A 19362-nucleotide genomic window follows, 5' to 3' on the forward strand; every position below is an offset into this window, starting at 1 on the left:
ATTAGCTTCCTCCTTTAAAACTTGTAATATTTGGTCTAAGATGCTTTAGTACCTGCAGGCGGTCGACGACGATCTGACCGTTCTCATCTATGTACGCACATTCCATATCGTGCTGTTCTTCGTCCAGCGGCCGATCGGGTGCACGATTTAAACAGTCTGCGATACGCAGCTGCGAGGGCAGCATTTTCGAAGCGACGATGACCGCGTCTTCCTTCCCGGTACAGCCTGCATGGGCAATTCCTTTTAAAGCACCCAATATGTAGATATTCCCTCCTGCAAGAATCTTTCCACCGGGATTCACATCACCTACAACCAGCATGTCCCCCGGTGTTTCAATCACTTGCCCTGAGCGAATGACACCCGTTAAGGTTTCTATATTTCTTTCGTTCATTAATTTTTCTGCTTCATTTTTTGTGACGACATTACTCAACACTTCATTTACTACCAGATTGCGTTTTTGCCTGACTATCTCCTTCAGCTCTTCCACTTGATCATCTGTCAGATAGCGGTTCCCCGTTTGGATATTCACTGTGAGTAAAGGGGTACCCTCGGTTTCACGGTAATGTGCCGACAGCTTTTCGTCCAACTCTTTCTTCAGTTCATCGAACGAACACTGATCATTGAGATGAAGGGTCAGTCCTTCTTTCGTACCTTTGATCATTACATTTGGTTTCTTTTTCATGGCGCAATTTTTCACCTCAGTCGTCTATAAATTCGACATAAGCATGGATATATCCTTTTTTTATAGGACAAATTTCGCGAATTTCAAGCACAAATTTGAATTCTCTTTTTCTTTCAAAATCCTTCTATCAATCTTCAAGAAGCTGCTTCTGTTTTCGCTGCAGAAAAATCTTGAATGGATAGGCAAAAATGATATAAAAAATGAGGTTCAGGACCAATGTCGGCCATAGGCGCAAGTCGGCAAATTGAATAAGCGTCATGTCTGTGCGCTGTATGATGACATTGATTTGATAGACAAGGAACTCCAGCACAGATACATTCACGATCACAATGAGTGCGAACACGAACAAGTTATTATGCAGGATCTTCATCATAGCGTGCGCAAGAAAAACGACAAAGGGAAAGAACACTAAATAAATCCCATTGATTTCCGTATAAAAGATATCAAAGAGGAACCCAAAGATAAATCCGTATAATAAGGCGGTTTTATATTGAAAGAAACCACAAATGAAAAGAATGAAGATGATCAGGAAATGAGGCACCAGGATGCGCTGGTCGGCCCATTCCAAATTGGGAAAAAGGATGACAAAAAGACTTTCACTGTAAAAGATAAGGAGAGTCACTAAAGGAAGGATGAGCCTGTTGATCATTGCTCTTCCTCCTCGGTATCCTCTTCAGCTTGTGGCTCTGAAACGCCATTCATTTCACGGTCGATCACCATCACATGCTCTAAATGATAGAAGTCGGCTGCCGGTTTGACATATGCTGTCTGTGTAAGGCCGTATTGATCCGGTTTTACTTCTTTCACCTCACCGACCACCAATCCTTTAGGAAATACGCCGCCAAGTCCCGATGTGATGACTTTGGATCCTTCTTCAACTTTCAGGTCATTTGGTATCCGTTTGACCAATATTTCTTTTTTATCACTGTCATAGCCTTCGATCCAGCCATTGATATCCTGTTTTCCTTGAATGACAGTCGAGATGCGGTTCTTCGTGTTATTCGTGGAGATGAGCTCGATCGTTGATGAAAACTCGTTCACACTTTTGACTTTTCCGATCAATCCGGCCGAAGAAATGACGGCCATATCGGATTTAATTCCGTTGACCTCACCTTTGTCGATTGTAATCAGCTCCTGCCATCTGTCAGGGTTTCTGGCAATGACCGTAGCCTGGATCGTATCGTAGCTTCTTAAATCTTCTTTTTTCTCTAAAACTGCTCTCAGTTCTTCATTATCCTGTTTAAGGTCCCTGACCTGCGTTTCAAGCTTGACGAGCTCGTCGAGGCGGGATTTCAGTTTTTCATTTTCTGTGTATGTATTTTGAAGATCTTTCACATTTTCAATTACTCCGCCTGTATAGTTGACAGGCTTTGAAATCAATGATTGTCCGAATCCTACCATATCTTTCACAAACTGCTCCGGCCAGCTGATGCTTTCTCTTTCCCGTAAAGAAAATCCGATCAATGCTACGAGAACGATAATGCTGACAAGCAGGATGATCAATCGTTTGTTCAGGAAGAATTGTGGCATGCTGTACACCTCAACCTTTATTAATTCTTGGTCTATTAAACACCTTAACAACTGTAAGCTTTAACAGAGCCTAATTCTATTAAATACTATATCAAAATCTTTTCGATATTGATATCATTCCAAATTATTTACTTTTTCGACATTCATGAAGCGAAAAAAGATGGGGACGCCTTTATGTACTTTGGTGAAGTACTTTAAGGAACAGTCCCCACTTCATTTAAACTGATTATTTACCGCGGTTTTTGAATAAGTGAATATGATCAAGTGCTTTACCGGTACCGATTGCCACACAGTCAAGCGGCTCTTCTGCGATAAGGACAGGCATTTTCGTTTCATCACTGATCACCTTGTCCATATTGCGAAGAAGTGCACCTCCGCCGGTAAGCACAATCCCCCGATCCATGATATCCGCTGCAAGTTCAGGAGGCGTTTTCTCCAGGGTGCTCTTAACGGCATCGACAATGGCATAAACCGTATCATGGAGGGCAGAAGCAATTTCAGCAGCCGTTACTTCAATCGTTTTCGGAAGTCCTGTCAAAAGGTCACGCCCGCGGATTTCCATTGGATCAATCCCTTCCGGATCTCCCGCTGAACCGACTTCCATCTTGATTGTTTCAGCAGTGCGGTCACCGATCATGAGATTGTATGTTTTTCGGATATAGTTGATGATGCTGTCATCCATTTCATCACCGGCTACACGGATAGACTGGCTTGTGACGATCCCGCCAAGTGAAATGATTGCCACTTCTGTCGTACCGCCCCCGATATCCACTACCATGCTTCCCGTCGGTTCCCAGACTGGGAGGTTGGCTCCGATCGCAGCGGCAAAAGGCTCTTCGATCGTATATGCATCCCTTGCACCTGCTTGTCTAGTCGCGTCAATGACAGCACGTTCTTCTACACCTGTGATTCCAGATGGTACACATACCATTACATAAGGTTTTCTTGAAAAAGCATTTTTATTTTTGGTTGCCTGCCTTATGTAGTATTTCATCATAGTAGCAGTCGTTTCGTAGTCTGCAATGACCCCGTCCTTCATCGGGCGGAGCGCCACTACGTTCCCCGGTGTTCTTCCGATCATATTTTTCGCATCGTTTCCGACAGCGACGATCTGTTTATTGTCAGTTTGAAGTGCAACGACGGAAGGCTCGCGTACAACGATGCCCTTTCCTTTTACGTACACCAACGTGTTAGCTGTGCCTAAATCAATTCCTAAATCTTTCGTTCCAAACATTAATGGTATCTCCCTTTCTGATACAAATTGGCTGGTTTATATTTGGCTAAAGAGAGTTGTCCAGACTCTTCATCCTCGAATTTTTTACAATAGTTGATACTTCATGACATAACGAAAAGACTCATTCTTTAGAGAACGACTCTTTTTTCAATGAGCTACGCTTAATGAATCAGCATATTGTGAGTAAAAATCATAAGCATAATTATATCGTAACCATTAAAAAAATCCTAGTGTCATAAATACCCTTTTTCTTTTAAACTAATAAATTTTTTCTCTCCAATGATCAGATGATCAAGTATATCTATACCAATGATCCGCCCGCATTCTACCAATCTCTTTGTAACCTCGATATCTTCCCTGCTCGGGGTGGGATCTCCGGACGGGTGATTGTGGATGCAGATGATCGATGCAGCCGACCTGCGGAAGGCTTCTTTGAACACTTCACGCGGATGGACGATTGAAGCATTCAGACTGCCGATGAATATGGTCTGTTTGTGGAGAACTTGATTTTTGGTGTTGAGGTAAAGACAAACGAAGTGTTCCTGTGCTAAAAAACGCATGTCATTCATGACATAATTAGCACCATCTTCAGGGGAACGGATGCTGTAGCGGTCATCGAAGGCAAGGTTGCCGATCCGGCGGCCCAGTTCGACTGCAGCCATGATCTGAACGGCCTTGGCGAGACCGATGCCTTTCGTTTTCGTAATTTCTTCAAGGGATGCATCCTTTAAAAGATTCAATCCGTCAAAACTAGTCAGGAGACGGTTTGAAAGCTGAAGGACAGATTCGGATCTTGTCCCTGTCCGGAGCAGGATCGCCAATAATTCCTGATTGGAAAGACTGGCTGCCCCGCTTTGGATGAGCCGTTCCCTCGGCCGTTCATCCTGGGGATAATCACGAATCATCAGCTTGCTTTGTTTTTCCACTGTTTTTTCCATAGGTCCTCCTTTGTCAGTTAAAGGAGCCGTACTTATTGAAGATGACCCATTTCCCGAAGAGCCCTGTATACCTTAGAAATCGGCAAGCCGACGACAGAGAAATAATCGCCTTTTATTTCCTTTACGAGCTTGGCACCGAGTCCTTGTATACCATACGCCCCAGCTTTGTCAAAGGGTTCTTCAGAAGCGATGTATTCATCGATCTCTCGAGATGTTAACTCCCAGAACGTAACATCCGTTTTTTCGTAAAATAGAGTTTGTTCATCACCAAAAAGAATTGCGACACCCGTATACACCGAGTGTGTTTTACCAGATAACATGACAAGCATTTCCCTGGCTTCTTCCTCTGATTGAGGTTTTCCAAGGATGGCGTCCCCCTGCGCTACCACAGTGTCCGATCCCAATACATATGAATCGGGATGCAATGCTGATATTTCTTTTGCTTTTCTGAGTGCGAGTTCCATGACTACTTCATGGGGTTTTAAATGTGGTTCAACCGTTTCATCGACATTGCTGCTTATGGTGGTGAAAGAAAGTTGAAGCTGCTGAAGAAGATCTTTTCGGCGAGGAGATTGTGAAGCTAGAATGAGGTTGGACATACCATACCAGTCCTTTCGGCGTATTGATTGGGAGATACAGAATTATCGTACCAAATCCTGCCTCCTGAAACAAGCAGAAGGCGACAAGCAATTCAATACTTGTCGCCCCATCAATTATTTCCTAGAAAATAGTCGTAATTCAGTGCTTATTGTAGACGGCTGTATGCTTCAAGATATCCCAGCAATTCTCCCTGGACCTTCGATGCATCTTCAGAGGATTTTATTGAAAGTGTCTGCATGGCTGCATTCTCGATCGATTCTTTCATTTGCGCAATCGAATTCTGTCCGACTTTAAGTCCCTCAATTTCTTTTAAGCTGGATTCAATGGACCCCGCTGCAGACTCATTCGCCTTTCCATTCACCACTCCGTTACTGCTCTCTTCAGCAAGGATGGCATAGAGACCATTTGCCTTTTCCAGAAACGTCTTCTCTTCACTGCTTACCTTGATTTCTTTGGCATTCAGCTGGAAGTCCTTGGCGTATACTTCCACACCGTTCTCTTTTATGTTTTCCCCAAGAAGTTTAGCTGTCTCGACATGAGCCGATACCCCGAGCAGCAAAAACCATTGTCCGTCCTTTTCGATGGATGCGCTATTTATTCCTTTGGAGGTCAGTGAGTCCTTCATTGCGGCCATCGACTCTTCGGATGAAAAGACCCCTCCCTGCAGAACCGGGGTCGAAAATTCCTTCAGCTCAAGAGGACCAGCCGCTTCACTTCCCCCCGCCACGCCAGCGGCAGTATCATCCTGCAAGGTAGCAGCAGGCACTGCTCCCCCGTCTGTATTTGTGATGACCTTCAACGTTCCGAATCCAAGCACGGCACCGACAACCACCGCCCCGATAATGGACATGATAAGATTGACCGAATCATGAAAAGGATTTTTGAATGATTTCCGATTCTTCTTTTTCTTGCCGCCCACATAATTGATTTTTTTGTATTCCTTTGGAGGCTGAGGGGTTTCGTCCGGCAGATTCCAATCAAAGCCCTGATCCTCTAGCTTCTCTTCGCCTGCCGCTGTTTCCGCTTTCCCCAGCTTCCAGTCGTGTACACGGTAGTCCTCTTCATATTCCGTACTCTCACCATTTATTTTGATGGAGATTTGTTTTTTGCCGTTAGGTTTGTCCACCATCGCCACCCTCCTTCATCTATTTTTTTCCATGCTATCACATCCCATAAAAAAAAGAACAAGACTTTTGTCGTCTTGTCCCAAGAGGTTTTCGTCAAATTTTTTAATAGAAAGAACTTCTATATTCCGCTGTTGATTTCCGTGCAAGACTTCGCTTTCCGCGGGTGACCCGTGAGCCTCCTCGGCTTCGCCTGCGGGGTCTCACATTGGCCACTTCTCCCGCAGGAGTCTTCGTCTTGCACTCCAATCAACAGCTGGAGCCGATCTGAAATCCACAAAACTTAAACCTAACCCTCATAAAAAGATTTTTAAGAAGATAAAAAGCCGGACTAATCATTATCTCCTTCGTTAGGAAATTGAGGGAACGGATTTTTTTTGAGGGATGGTGATGGGCTTTCTATGACGGGAATTCCGTCTTTAAGATCATCGAGTTCCGGGATGTAGAAGGCAGATGCGATTATCTCAAAGGTGATGGTGTCTTCGCTGTATCCTTCCATACTTTCTTTCAGTTCTTCTTCCCCTTGGAAGTACAGCCCGTTGATTTCGACGATTCTTTCAAGAGATTCTATTTCATCGAGGAATTTTTCCATTTCGAAATAGGTCGGGGATTCTACCATCATTGTCATCTGAAGCCTTTTTAATAGAGAAGGAAGCTCGGTTTCACCGGCCGGAGCGGAGTCTGTTCCTTCACTTTCCTCAGTTGCAAGGGCTCCGTCCGTTTTCTCGAATTGAATAGATTGAATGGTGATTCCAGAAAGCAGTTCTGCTTTTTCCAAGTCCAATATCATTCGCTCCGTTAATGGTTCGACAGGGACTTTCTTTTGCAGCGAGCCGGAATCCGGCGTCTCATTTTGCTCGATACTGTTCACTTTAGCCTCGACCGCTTCCTGCAATTTCACCTGAATCCCCAGTTCTTCTTTTTTAAACTGCAGTCTTTCATCTGCAGGCTGTAAAATCAGATAGTATATCCCCGTTAAGCTGACCAGGCCGATCACGATCAGGCTGGTCAATAACGACCATTGTTTTTTTGTGAAATCGACTTTCATTCTTCTTCCCCCTCTTCAGAAAGAAGTGCTGAGAGCTTGTCTGAATCTAGGTGAAGGGCATACATGGCCAAATATCTTGGGAGGATATCTTCTTCGTCTGACTCCCCGACTTCTTCAGTCGTGATTTCAAGTATCTCGCCTTCCTTGATCCAATCCACATTTTTCAAACGGGAAAGGTAGAATGCAGCTTCCCTTGAAGAATCGAACTGGACGGCTACGTTGATGATTGTCCGGTCGCTATACTCAAGTTCCCGGATGAACCCTCTCTCCGGTAAAAGGGAAATCAGCTCATTCAGCAGCGGAACGGTCTTTACGGGATAGTCCACCATGTCCTGAACCGCTTTGTTCAGCGCTCCGATACTGTTGGACGCTTCCGCACCAAGGACTTTAGTCTGCTGGACCTCGATGATTTTCTTTGTCGTATCGATCTCTGCATCTGTCCTCTCTGTTTCAGTGAGGGTGTTCTGCCATGACAACAGCATCAAAGCAGCGAGCAGAATGATGAATAATATTGTACCCGTTACGCTGTATGTAAAAGCATTCCGTTTCTTTTCTTTATGTGGCAATAGATTGATATCAATAAGTTTCACTGAGCTGCACCTCTTTTAACGCAAGACCTAATGCTATGGCGTATCCCGATGGCACCAATTCATCATGGTGAGTCGGGACATTTTTCAACTGAAGTAATTCCACAGGGATCGAAACCCTCTCCTGCAGCTGTTCTTTTAGAAGCTGCAAACGTGGATGACCTCCGCTGACAACAGCCTTTCCGACGGATTGTTCGCCTTTATTCAATGAGTAGCGGTAAAAGTTCATCACTTTTTCAATTTCATTGAGCGCATCCTGAAGCATGTTCACTGGCAAACCACCCTCTGGCACACGGTCTTCCATTTCTGCTTCCAGTACGATCGGCCTTGTGAAGATGGGTTCATGCTTGTGAAAGATCGAGACCGTCAAAAGCAGTTCATCCATATGAAGCAGCATCGTGTGTTCGTGCGGCAGCGCCTTTCCTTCATGAAGGACGGTACGATATAAGGCAAGAGGGGCGATATCGGCAGCTACAGGCTTCAGCTTCACTTCTTCAAGCAAGCGTTTATAGCTGTCGACGATTTCTTCCTGGGATGCAACCAATAGAACCTCTTGCTTCTCTCCTGAAGCTCCCAGTATCGAATAATCAAATACCGGGTCTTCAAACGGTAAATGGATGCTTGATCCTATTTCGAGGAAGAGATAGCCTTCCATTTCATCTTCCCTGATGTCAGACGGTATCGAGACTTTTCTCAGGACAACGAACGGATCCGGTACCACGAACCGGACAGGTTTGCGCTTGATTTTCCATTCGTCGATGCATTCTTCCAATATATACAGAAGGGTTTCTTCATCGACGATCCTTCCTCCTTTGATGACGCCGTCAGGGAGCTTACGTTCGTCCATTGAAGCCACCAGTGGCGGGGAAGACTGTTTCAGCTCGAGAAATCGGATGCAATGGTCAGTGAATACTATATTTGCTGTTTTATGAGAACTTGAGAGAAACGATAGAAAACCCATGGACCGGATCCTTTCTTTGCAATACTTTAATAGAATAATGATAGATAAACAGAAATAATCTCATCTCCAAATAGATAAGCTAGAATCGTCCCGGCAGCGATGAAGGGGCCAAAGGGAATCGGCTTTCCTTTTTCGATGAGCTTGAATGCAAGGGCTGTCAGTCCGATGACCGCTCCCAGGAATGTGGCGATCATGAAGGAAAGGATGGTTACTTTCACCCCGACTGCAAGACCGATGACGCCGTAAAGCTTGATATCTCCTCCGCCCATGCCGCCTTTACTGATGATGGCGATAAGCAGAAGCAGCCCGAAGCCGAGCGCTCCGCCTGCGAAGCTGTCCCACCATGGCGAAAGAGGAATGAAGATGCGCTCGATGATGATCAGCACCAGGAAAAAGAGAAGGACTTTATCCGGGATGACCATATATTTAAGGTCGGAAACCGTTATGATGACGAGCATGGAAATCAGGGTCCAGGCAACAAGGATCTCCCACTGCATACCCAGTTGCAAGTAGGCTAGTACAAATAGCCCAGCGTTCAAAGCTTCCATAAATGGATATAAAGGAGAAATGCGCCCTTTACACTGGCGACATTTCCCCTTTTGGATGAGATATGAAATTACAGGTATGAGCTCCAGGGCCGTCAATTGATGACGGCAGTATGGACAGCTGGACCTTGGTTTTACAATTGATTTCTTCAGTGGCACTCTCAGGCCGACTACGTTGTAGAAGGAGCCTAGGAGGAGTGCGTAGAGGATTATGATGAAAATCATTATTATTTCGCTGCGTTTGAAAGTTCTTTTTCAGTTAAATAGCCTGCATTACCTTCATTAGTAATAACTGCTTGGGCTTCATGATTTGCAATTCTATATTCATTATTTGTAAATGAAACAACAAACGACTCGTCTCCTACTTTTGATAAATATGAATTTAAACTACCTGAAGTACTACCAGTAGCAGGGTTTAACTCCCATGAAGTTTTAGAAGAATCCTCAGCCTGCGCTAATTTTGCCGCATTAATAATTTGAAGAGCGTCAGCAATTTTAGCATCATCTTTACTATTATTAATAATCCCACCAATACTCGGCACCGCAATCGCCGCAATAATCCCCAAAATCACAATAACAGCAAGCAACTCGACAAGCGTTAATCCCTTATCATTTTTCAAAAACTTTTTCAACATCTTTCTTCCTCCCATTCTGGTTCTTATGTAGTACTTTAGTACTCTATTAATCTACTACCATTATACAACAGGACATTCAAAAAAATAGTAAGAATGTGTAAAATTTTATCATATTTACTAGAAATTTTGAACATTGTTAAACATTTCAAACATCGGTATCATGATGGCCGTGACTATTGTCCCTACTAGGCCGGCAAGTACCACGATCATTAAAGGCTCGATCAGGGATTTCAGCTGGTCTGTCGTGTTTTCGACTTCTTTTTCATAGAAGTCCGCGACTTTGGACAGCATCCCGTCAAGAGATCCCGTTTCTTCCCCGATGGAGATCATATGTGAAACGAGCGGCGGGATCGCCCAATGATCTTTCATCGGTTCTGTAAGCGAGCCTCCGCTCTCAAGGGAATCCCGGGATTCTTTGATCACTCTTGCGATCACTTCATTTTCCACGACTTTCTCCAATATCATCATGGACTGAAGAATGGGGACAGAACTTGAGAATAACGAACTGAATGTCCTTGTCATCCTGGCAAGAAGCGCTTTCTGGATGAGGCTCCCGAAGATTGGTATCCGTAAAATGGCATAATCCAGATAATATTTCGTTTCCTTTTTGCGCCTTATCAAGGTGATTCCGACGACAGCCAAAATGACGAGCATCAATAGAAGATACCAATAGCGCTGCACCATTTCACTGGCGCCAAGCACAGCCCTGGTGATCATCGGCAGCTCGCTTCCCATATCTGCGAACATATCAACAAAGGTAGGGACGACGGCAAGCAGCAGGAAGATGACGACGCCGATGGCGATGACACCGACCACTGCAGGATATGAGAGTGCCGCGATGACTTTTTGCCGGGTCATATGCTGCTTTTCATAGTGGTCACCGAGGCGCTCGAGCGTTTCATCGAGGCTTCCAGTCGCTTCACCGGCTTTCAGCATATTGATGAACAGGGGTTCAAAGACCTTTCGGTGCTTGGCGAAAGCATCTGACAGCGGATGTCCTTCTTTCAGTTCCATCTCCACTTCTCCGAGTACCTTGGATAATGCCTTACTGCTTGTTTGAGCAGAGAGAATCCTCGTTGCATCGACGACGGTCACGCCTGCTTTCAACAGAGTGGAAAACTGCCTCAGGAAAACGACCATTTGCTGAAGCTTCACTGGATTCCCAAGCGTAATCTCCTTTGTGAGAAGGGTTTCCGGCATTTCTTCTGCAGATATGACCCGGATCCCCTGATTCTTCAGCTTCAGCATGGCTTCTTTTTTAGAAGGAGCGGTAATCACTCCCCGCTTCCTCCCGCTCCTGTCCCTTCCTTCATATTTAAACCGCGTCATACAGAACCGTTCTCCTGCATGTAAGGCTGGGCAGCTTCACGTGAAACAAGCCCCTTGTCCACGTATCGTTTGACAGACGATTGAAGAAGTTCCATCCCCATAGCCTTTGATGTCTGCATGACGCTTGGGATTTGGTGTATCTTCTCGGAACGGATCAGGTTCGCGACTGCTGAATTATTCAGGAGCACTTCGGTTGCAGCCACCCTCCCCTGCCGGTCTGAAGTCGGCAACAAACGCTGCGCGATGATCCCCTGAAGGACGGAAGCGAGTTGCACCCTGATTTGAGACTGCTGGACGGATGGAAAAACATCGATGATCCGTTCAATCGTGGACACCGCACTCGATGTATGCAGTGTACCGAGCACAAGATGACCGGTTTCAGCCGCCGTTATTGCGGTATGGATCGTTTCGAGATCACGCATCTCCCCTACAAGTATGACGTCGGGATCCTGTCTCAGTGCGCTGCGCAGCCCATATGCGAATGACTTCGTATCAAATCCCACTTCGCGCTGATCGATAATCGACGATCCGTGCTTATGTAAATACTCGATCGGGTCTTCCAGTGTGATGATATGTTTTCTCATCGTTTGGTTCATGTATTGGATCATCGAAGCCAAAGTAGTCGATTTCCCGCTTCCCGTCGGTCCTGTCACGAGCACAAGGCCTTGAGGCTTTTCGGCAATCCTAGTCAGTACGTCCGGAAGATTCAATTCTTCGAGCGTAGGTATTTTCGTCGGTACGACACGCAGTGCGATGCTAATGCATGAACGCTGATGGTATGCATTCACCCTGAAACGCGAGACCCCGGGAATTGCATACGAAAGGTCAAGCTCTCCATGTTCTTTAAATTCATCCCAAAGCTCTTCAGGGATGACGGCTTTCGCCATTTGCTCTGTATCCACAGGCTTCAAGACATCCTGCCCGTACCGTTTCAAATCTCCGTGGATGCGAAACACGGGAGATGATCCGACGGTGAGATGGATGTCGGACGCTTTTAATTCGAATGCTGCTCTTAATAAATGATTGATGCGTTCTTTCATCGTGATCACCTTCTTTACTCGATTGCAACCCGGAGAATTTCTTCTGTCGTGGTAATCCCTTGCTTCACCTTCAACAAACCATCATCCAGCAGAAAGATCGTTTTCGATCTGTATGCCGCTTCCCGCAAAGCTGACAGCGGTTCATTGTTCATGATGATTTTTTTCATTTCTTCATTGATGACGAGGACTTCATGAATCGCCAGCCTGCCTTTATATCCGGTCATATTACAGGCAGCACAGCCTTTTCCACGAGTGATTTTCTCGACCGAGAGCCCTCTGCGCTTGAAAATATCGAGTTCCCTCCTGGTCGGAGTCTCTTCAACGGAACAGTCACGGCATACCTTCCGCACCAGACGCTGTGCGACGATCCCGCTCAGGGAGGTCGCCACCAGGAACGGTTCGACCCCCATGTCGATGAGCCGGGTGACGGTCGTCAGTGAGTCATTCGTATGGATCGTACTCAAGACCAGATGACCAGTCAGGGATGCACGGATGGCCACTTCTACCGTTTCTTTATCCCGGATCTCCCCGACCATGATGATATTCGGATCCTGCCGCAGGATCGATCGCAGTCCTTTTGCAAATGTAAGCCCGACATTTGCATTCACCTGGATCTGATTGATCCCTTCGAGCTGATACTCGACTGGATCCTCAACGGTGATGATATTGACTTCTTCACTATTCAGCTTATTTAAAGCTGCATATAGAGTGGATGATTTCCCTGACCCCGTCGGCCCGGTAATCAAGACAATGCCTGTCGGACGTTCGATCAGGGACTGGAACCTTTTCATATTAAGCGTATTGAACCCGAGCTGGGTCAGGTCGTTTAGCGAAGAGCTCAAGTCAAGGATACGGAGAACCATTTTTTCACCATAGATGGTCGGCAATGTCGATACCCGCAGATCGATCGGGCGGAAATCGATATTCGTCTTGATCCTGCCATCCTGGGGAACCCTGTGTTCCGTGATATCGAGCTGGGACATGATCTTAATCCTTGCGGTCAACATGCTCTGCATATGTTTCGGGATCGCTCTTTCCGTCCGGAGGATGCCGTCGACCCGATACCGTATCAGCACCCTCGTTTCCTGCGGATCGATATGGATATCACTTGCCTTTTGGGTCATCGCATTCGAGAGGATCTGATTTACCAGTCTGGCAATCGGCGAATCCTGATCCATGATCGTTTCATCCTGCTCGATCTGCGGTTCGTTCCCTACTCCTTTTAACTCTTCAAAGCTTTCATCCATATCATAGAATTTATTGATCGACCTCAGAATATCATCTTTGGTCGCTATCGCTGTCTCAATGAAAAAACCTGTAGAAAGACGGAGATCTTCTATCACATAAAAATCCATCGGATCCGCCATCGCGACAAACAGCTTGTCTCCCTCTTTTTTCAAAGGGATGATGGAGTTCCGTTTCGCCATGTCTTTCGGGATCAGGTGAAAGAGCTTTTGGTCAAACGGATATCGGAATAAGCTAACATGCGGGATGCCCAGTTGAAACTCGAGCACCTCGATCAATTGCTGCTCCGTGATGTACCCCTTCTGAAGGATGGCATCACCGAGTTTTTGATCCTTACTCTTCTCTTTCAGTGCCTGCTGAAGCTTTTCCTCCGTCAGCAATCCTGCTTCCACTAATAAGTCACCTAATCGTTTCCGTTCTTGCGCCATCTCTTGTCACCCTCTTCTTTCATGACTATTACTTCATATTTGGATCCGGAGTATCCCCGCTTGAGGAAGGCCGGGTATCAGCACTCTCCTCCTGCTGCGGTTCCGTTTGATCAGCATCGTCTCCTGCATCGCTGTCACCCTCATCATTAACGGTCTGATTGGATTCCACTGCCTCACCATCATTCGAAGCCGGGGAACTGTCCGCAGCTTCTCCTTCTGATCCACTTTCCGCATTGCTTGCGATGTAGTCCTGTAGGCTGACGAGCTCCTCCCTGTGAACAGGCGGATAATAATCGCGGGAAACTAATTCCTCTTTCAACACAGCACCGGTGGAATCCAGCATGGTCTTCCATACCTCAATCTGGACACCTTCTTTTCCTTCAGCCCTGACTTTTGTCCGTCCCTGTTCGACATATGGTGTGTATTGCTTAATCACCCTCGGTTCGATTGTTTGCTTGTTCTCTAGAGAAATTTCGACCTCGTATGGGAGTTGGGGCCCTTCTAAAACAAAGGAAAGAATATCCCCGGTCATCTGAAAACGAAGCTTGTATGGCTGACTGTTCGGATTTGCGAATCTGAAGTCCTGATGAAGCTCTCTATCCACTCTTGCTTCGAATCCAAGCTCTGCATATTCCGGCAGAGATCGGCCCTGATTACGCTGAACGATGTCAAGGTCGGAGTGCAGAAGAAGTTTATATAAACCCGTTGAGATTAAACTCAGCTCTTCATCCGTCAGGTAGCTGATATGCTGGTCTTCCACAAATTCCAGGAGGGAAAAAGTGGAGATGGGTTCGATATCGAATTCTGTAAAAGAGGAAAGAAATTCTTCTAGCCCCGGTGTCAATTCAACGTCCCCTATCTCATTTTCAGCAAGTACCTGCATTTCTTCCGGGCTGTTCAGATAATCTTCAAGCGCGAATTCCCGCTCTTCCTCTTGGAGCATTGAGGCGCTCTTCGTTACAGCATCTATAAGACTCTCTATATGTATGCGATCAACATCAATCCCAAGGGAGGTCAGCAACTCCCGGAACAATCCTTCATCCACTTGCAGGAGAAGCGGGGATTCTCCCCCTTCTGACGCATTCTCAATGGTGGCATCAATATCAAATTGGAATACTTCCGAAGGGATGCGTTCCTCCATGCCCAAATAGGTAACCTTTAGAAGGTGACTCTCTTTCCAAACCCGTATTTCTTCTTGCAGTTTCGTTTCGTCGGTTTTTTCATTTGACATTTTTATACCCGCAATCATCGTTTCATTGGCGGATACATGTTCAGATTGAAAAAAATGATCATATAAATAGGTCCCTGCATGCGCAGAACCGAATAGGTATACTGTGCATAACACGAAAAAAACGGGTATGGTGTATGTTGATTTTTTCAATGAGGGACCTCCTCCCCGACTGTGATTTTATCTGTCTCTACCGGAAAATAATCGATTATATTCTTCTTCCTCATCATCCCCATGAAAAGATGAGGGGTCATCGACGGGATCCGGCAACCTGTCGTCGATTAACGGCAGTTCTTCTACTTCTGCCATCACATTATGATCAAGTACGTCCGGTCCTTCACCTTCATGGGCACCTTCAGTCTGTGTGTCTTCCCACTCCATAACTTTTATGTAGTCCTGATGTTCTTCTTCAATGAAGACTTCTTCTGACGCAGTTTCTGACACTGCTTCTTCATCTGCATCATAGACATGATGTTCTTTAATAGTTTCATAGATTTTGGGTTCATGACGCTGGGTGGCGGGAGAAAGAGATTCTGGTTGAGGTTCAGGGTGCAGTACAGTTGTCCTGTTCTGAATTCTTGACTCTATCAAATAGGCACTCATACCTGTTAATAGAACCAATATGGCAAACACACTAATAAACGGAAGAAACTCACTTCCTATTAAAGCAAGGATGGTTATACAAAAGGAGATCGAAGAAATCATCACCTTCTGTTTAAACGGCAGCTGTATTGGAATGAATTTCAGGAACGGCAGCAAGAGGAGATAGGCACCGGCAGCAAATAGTAAAGCGTTCATGACAAACCTCCGTGTTCAGACTAAAATCGATAGTTTCGTACAATTTTCGACTATTACTATTTTATTACAAAATCATTAAAATTGAAACAATGTGATTGCACCCTAAGGCAGAAAAATAGAAGCCGGTCACTGATTATACAAAAAGATGCTTTTGCTGATGTTTCTGGTGTGTACCACAAGAAAAGATAAGTGCTCATAAAAAACACCTTCCCCTGCAAAGGAAGGTGTCCCTATTTCACATATTCCGCCACACGATTCCGCCCGGCCTGCTTTGCACCTGTATACAGCGCCCTGTCGGCGTGGCGTATCAAAGCCATGGTATCATCTGCATCCTGAGGCGCAGTCGCAACTCCGATACTCGCAGTGATCCTGACCATTAATTTTCTGTTTGATGCTTGAAGCGTATCATGAAGCACAAATGGGCGATGCGCGATGCTCTTCCTCACACGTTCCGCAAGCGAAAGTGCTTCACTTCTTTCCGTATCCGGCAGAAGAATGACAAATTCCTCGCCGCCATATCTTGCGACAGTCCCATGCTTCCCAATCAGCTTGCATAACCGGTCAGCGAGCTCTATCAATATTTCATTGCCGCTCTGATGCCCGTAGTTATCGTTGATGACCTTGAAGTGATCGAGATCGAGCATTATCAGGGAAAGGGATGTTCTCTCCCCTTTTTCCAGTTCATTGAACTCGAGTGACAGCATATCTTCGAAGTATCGGTAATTATAAAGATTCGTGAGCGCACATCTTTCACTGTTTTGCTTCGTTTTTTCATGATGTCTTGCGTTTTGAATGGCGACCCCGAAATAGGAGCACAGGATTTCTACAATCATCAATTGAAATTTTTCATATGACCGTTTTTTTGAAGACGCCAAGAGAAGGATTCCCTCCACCTTCTGGCTTCTCACAATCGGTACGCACAGAACGCTTTCCACCCCGGCGGGCATATATGCGTCTGCGAGTGCGACCCATTCAGACCTGGAGTCATAAATGACCGACTTTCCTGACTCCCACACCATACCGCTGATTCCCTGGCCTTTTCTCAAAGTTGGGAACTTATGGACATTTTTCTGCTTGCTTTCGACCCTTCTCAAAAGAACCAGTTCATCACCTTTGCAGTCCAATATGTACGCGTATTCCACTGGCAGGGTTTCAATGATCTTTTCAAGGAAGATATCGAGTACTTCATCCACTTTCAGGCTCTCTGTCAGCTGATGTCCTATTTCCCCGGCTTTTTGAAGGGATTCATTGATTTTTTCAGAGGAATTATACATCTTCAATATCATCGATAAACTAATGAATGGAATACCAATCAGCAGCGAGGCGAATGGACCTATTTGGAAAGTGAGGAAATACAGTGAAAGAGACATCGGGAACATGATCATATTTGCAATAAAATCCCATATGAAATCTTTGCTGTAAAAACGTATATCATTCACGACTACATAACGCTGATAGGCTAATAGAAGGAATTGATTGATCATGATGGATGCCACTTGGTAACTCAAGGCGGCAGGAAGCATTTCCCCTATGCTTGTCGCACCCGTTTCACCGCCAAGCAGAAAATAGATCAAACCGCTTGAAAAAGAAACAAGAAAAAACATGAGGGAATTTAATGGCGCCCTGTGCCAATCTGTTTTAGCCATTCGAAGTCTTATCAGCAAGGGGATAATTGAAAACTGCATCAGAACGATTTCTACAAATAAACCGTATTTCAAGAATCCCACAAGGGTTACCCATTGAATAAAGAAGATGGTGGAGCCATTGATGACGATCGGCATTAGCGGGATGGCTGTGGCAAATACTACCAGCGTGAGCAGTTCCCATCCGTTTCCTTCCACATTTTGAGGAGGATAGAATTGATATGTATAATACAATCCGGCAGGCACGATTGCCAGCCATGCAAACAGGATCCATAGTTTCTTTTTTAGTGAAAGCTGCATATCTCTCCTCCTTCATCTGCCATCTATATTGAAAAATAGTTAAATAGTCACAAGTTTAAGAATATTTTATCAGAGTAAAAGAATAAAGTCACTTACTTTTTCTAGAATTTTCTAACTTTTGGATGAGTACTGGTTTTACCTCTGATAAAAAATAAAGTGACCCCGTGATAAATAACACGTCATCATCATCCATCGAGTTCAATTTTTCGTCTACATAAACCTGCCAGTCACCTGCTTTTACTTTATTGGGGTGATCGGATAAAGCGAATAACTCATCTGCCTCCGCCACTCTCGGAAAAGAAAACGTTGTGAAGCTAATGGCTGAAGCCGCTTCTTCAAGCAGCCCAATCATGTGTTTCAATTCTTTATCTTTCAATGCAGAGAAAAGAATCGTCACGTTTTTAGCCGTAAACCGTTCCTTGATGGTTGCCACAAGGGCTTTTATCCCTTCCGGATTGTGAGCACCATCCAGAATGACCGCCGGATTCTCACTTACCAATTCCATCCTCCCCGGCCAATATGCTTTTTTTAACCCAGCCGAAAGATGCATATCAGTAAACGTGATTTCATTCTGAGATCGAAGTAATTCCACCGTCTTTAATGCCAGTGCTGCATTTTGAATTTGATGCGATCCCAGCATGGAAATTTCATAGGTGCCGCTTTGTGAAGGTGACTCGAATTGAAATCTTTCTCCGTTATCCAACACTGTATCCCGATGTGTGTGAAAATCCTTTTCTGATTGATAGACCAGACTGCCTTTTACCGCTGCCGCGTCAGAAATCACCTTTCTTGCTTCAGGCTGTGAGACACCTGTTACCACAGGAACACCTTGTTTGATGATACCAGCCTTTTCGAAAGAGATTTCCTCAATGGTATCTCCAAGAAAATTCATATGGTCCATTCCGATACTTGTAATAATCGAAACAAGGGGAGTGATTACATTCGTGGAATCCAGTCTTCCTCCAAGCCCTACTTCAAATAAAACAAGATCAGGCCTGGCAGTCTCTGCAAAATACACCATGCTCATCGCCGTGATGACTTCAAACTCGGATGGTTCCCCCCACTCGCTGTCTTTCATCCCCTCTGCAATCGGTTTTATGAGAGAAACAAGTGAAATAAGGTCTTCATCAGGAATGGGATTCCCATTAACAGAGATCCGCTCAGTGAACCGTTCGAAATAAGGGGAAGTAAATGTACCTACCGTATAGCCAGCCTCCTGGAGGATATTGCGTAAGTATGTGACCGTCGATCCTTTCCCGTTTGTTCCGCCGATATGGACGGACTTTAATTTCTCATGGGGATTCCCAAGCTCCTCTAATAAATGATTCATTCTTTGGAGTCCCGGCTTTATTCCGAGTCTCAGTCTGGCATGGATCCACCCTACAGCTTCTTCATATGTAAACATTTGTTTCACTCCCATCAAAAAAAGGCCGGAGGGGAGCCTAGCTGCTTTAGGGGTGGTTCCCT

At 45.3% G+C, this 19362-nt stretch carries 19 protein-coding genes; all 19 read right to left on the minus strand.

Annotated elements, in window-relative coordinates:
- Position 1 precedes the first annotated feature (1 nt).
- The 19 genes from minC to ACUXV2_RS13935 all read right to left on the minus strand — a co-directional run bounded on the left by minC (position 2) and on the right by ACUXV2_RS13935 (position 19300).
- Positions 2-682, minus strand: a complete 681-nt coding sequence (minC, locus tag ACUXV2_RS13845) for a septum site-determining protein MinC (RefSeq protein WP_446243769.1) — start codon at positions 680-682, stop codon at positions 2-4.
- A gap of 127 nt (positions 683-809) precedes the next feature.
- Complete coding sequence (mreD, locus tag ACUXV2_RS13850; protein WP_446243770.1) at positions 810-1331, minus strand: rod shape-determining protein MreD; 522 nt, start codon at positions 1329-1331, stop codon at positions 810-812.
- Positions 1328-2212 (minus strand): rod shape-determining protein MreC, encoded by an 885-nt coding sequence (gene mreC / locus ACUXV2_RS13855; RefSeq protein WP_446243771.1) that lies wholly within the window; start codon positions 2210-2212, stop codon positions 1328-1330. Before mreC ends, mreD begins: the two co-directional genes overlap by 4 nt.
- 226 nt (positions 2213-2438) lie before the next feature.
- Complete coding sequence (locus ACUXV2_RS13860; protein ID WP_446243772.1) at positions 2439-3446, minus strand: rod shape-determining protein; 1008 nt, start codon at positions 3444-3446, stop codon at positions 2439-2441.
- A 233-nt stretch (positions 3447-3679) separates the two neighbouring features.
- A complete protein-coding gene (gene radC / locus ACUXV2_RS13865) occupies positions 3680-4384 on the minus strand; it encodes a RadC family protein (RefSeq protein WP_446243773.1) in 705 nt (234 codons plus the stop codon).
- A 32-nt stretch (positions 4385-4416) separates the two neighbouring features.
- The gene (locus ACUXV2_RS13870; RefSeq protein ID WP_446243774.1) at positions 4417-4983 is read right to left on the minus strand and encodes a Maf family protein; all 567 of its coding nucleotides are present in this window, start codon (positions 4981-4983) and stop codon (positions 4417-4419) included.
- 146 nt (positions 4984-5129) lie between these two features.
- The gene (locus ACUXV2_RS13875) at positions 5130-6113 is read right to left on the minus strand and encodes a hypothetical protein (RefSeq protein WP_446243775.1); all 984 of its coding nucleotides are present in this window, start codon (positions 6111-6113) and stop codon (positions 5130-5132) included.
- Positions 6114-6439: 326 nt separating this feature from the next.
- Complete coding sequence (locus ACUXV2_RS13880; protein ID WP_446243776.1) at positions 6440-7156, minus strand: hypothetical protein; 717 nt, start codon at positions 7154-7156, stop codon at positions 6440-6442.
- On the minus strand, positions 7153-7746 hold the full coding sequence (locus tag ACUXV2_RS13885; RefSeq protein ID WP_446243777.1) for a hypothetical protein: 594 nt from the start codon (positions 7744-7746) through the stop codon (positions 7153-7155). Before ACUXV2_RS13885 ends, ACUXV2_RS13880 begins: the two co-directional genes overlap by 4 nt.
- Complete coding sequence (pilM, locus tag ACUXV2_RS13890) at positions 7733-8704, minus strand: type IV pilus biogenesis protein PilM (RefSeq protein WP_446243778.1); 972 nt, start codon at positions 8702-8704, stop codon at positions 7733-7735. The genes ACUXV2_RS13885 and pilM overlap by 14 nt, the downstream gene beginning before the upstream one ends.
- A 26-nt stretch (positions 8705-8730) precedes the next feature.
- Positions 8731-9474, minus strand: a complete 744-nt coding sequence (locus ACUXV2_RS13895; protein ID WP_446243779.1) for a prepilin peptidase — start codon at positions 9472-9474, stop codon at positions 8731-8733.
- A gap of 2 nt (positions 9475-9476) precedes the next feature.
- Positions 9477-9884 (minus strand): type II secretion system protein, encoded by a 408-nt coding sequence (locus tag ACUXV2_RS13900; RefSeq protein WP_446243780.1) that lies wholly within the window; start codon positions 9882-9884, stop codon positions 9477-9479.
- Between the two features lie 117 nt (positions 9885-10001).
- Positions 10002-11213 carry a type II secretion system F family protein gene (locus ACUXV2_RS13905; RefSeq protein WP_446243781.1) on the minus strand — a complete coding sequence of 404 codons (1212 nt, stop codon included), beginning with the start codon at positions 11211-11213 and terminating at the stop codon, positions 10002-10004.
- Entirely contained in the window at positions 11210-12253 is a 1044-nt protein-coding gene (locus ACUXV2_RS13910; protein WP_446243782.1) for a type IV pilus twitching motility protein PilT, read from the minus strand. Before ACUXV2_RS13910 ends, ACUXV2_RS13905 begins: the two co-directional genes overlap by 4 nt.
- 14 nt (positions 12254-12267) lie before the next feature.
- Entirely contained in the window at positions 12268-13926 is a 1659-nt protein-coding gene (locus tag ACUXV2_RS13915) for a GspE/PulE family protein (protein ID WP_446243783.1), read from the minus strand.
- A 28-nt stretch (positions 13927-13954) separates the two neighbouring features.
- Entirely contained in the window at positions 13955-15307 is a 1353-nt protein-coding gene (locus tag ACUXV2_RS13920) for a VanW family protein (RefSeq protein ID WP_446243784.1), read from the minus strand.
- A gap of 27 nt (positions 15308-15334) precedes the next feature.
- A complete protein-coding gene (locus ACUXV2_RS13925; RefSeq protein WP_446243785.1) occupies positions 15335-15952 on the minus strand; it encodes a hypothetical protein in 618 nt (205 codons plus the stop codon).
- 230 nt (positions 15953-16182) lie between these two features.
- Positions 16183-17895 (minus strand): diguanylate cyclase, encoded by a 1713-nt coding sequence (locus ACUXV2_RS13930; protein ID WP_446243786.1) that lies wholly within the window; start codon positions 17893-17895, stop codon positions 16183-16185.
- Positions 17896-17983: 88 nt separating this feature from the next.
- The gene (locus ACUXV2_RS13935) at positions 17984-19300 is read right to left on the minus strand and encodes a bifunctional folylpolyglutamate synthase/dihydrofolate synthase (RefSeq protein WP_446243787.1); all 1317 of its coding nucleotides are present in this window, start codon (positions 19298-19300) and stop codon (positions 17984-17986) included.
- Positions 19301-19362: the final 62 nt, after the last annotated feature.

It is taken from the genome of Rossellomorea sp. NS-SX7, assembly GCF_052828565.1.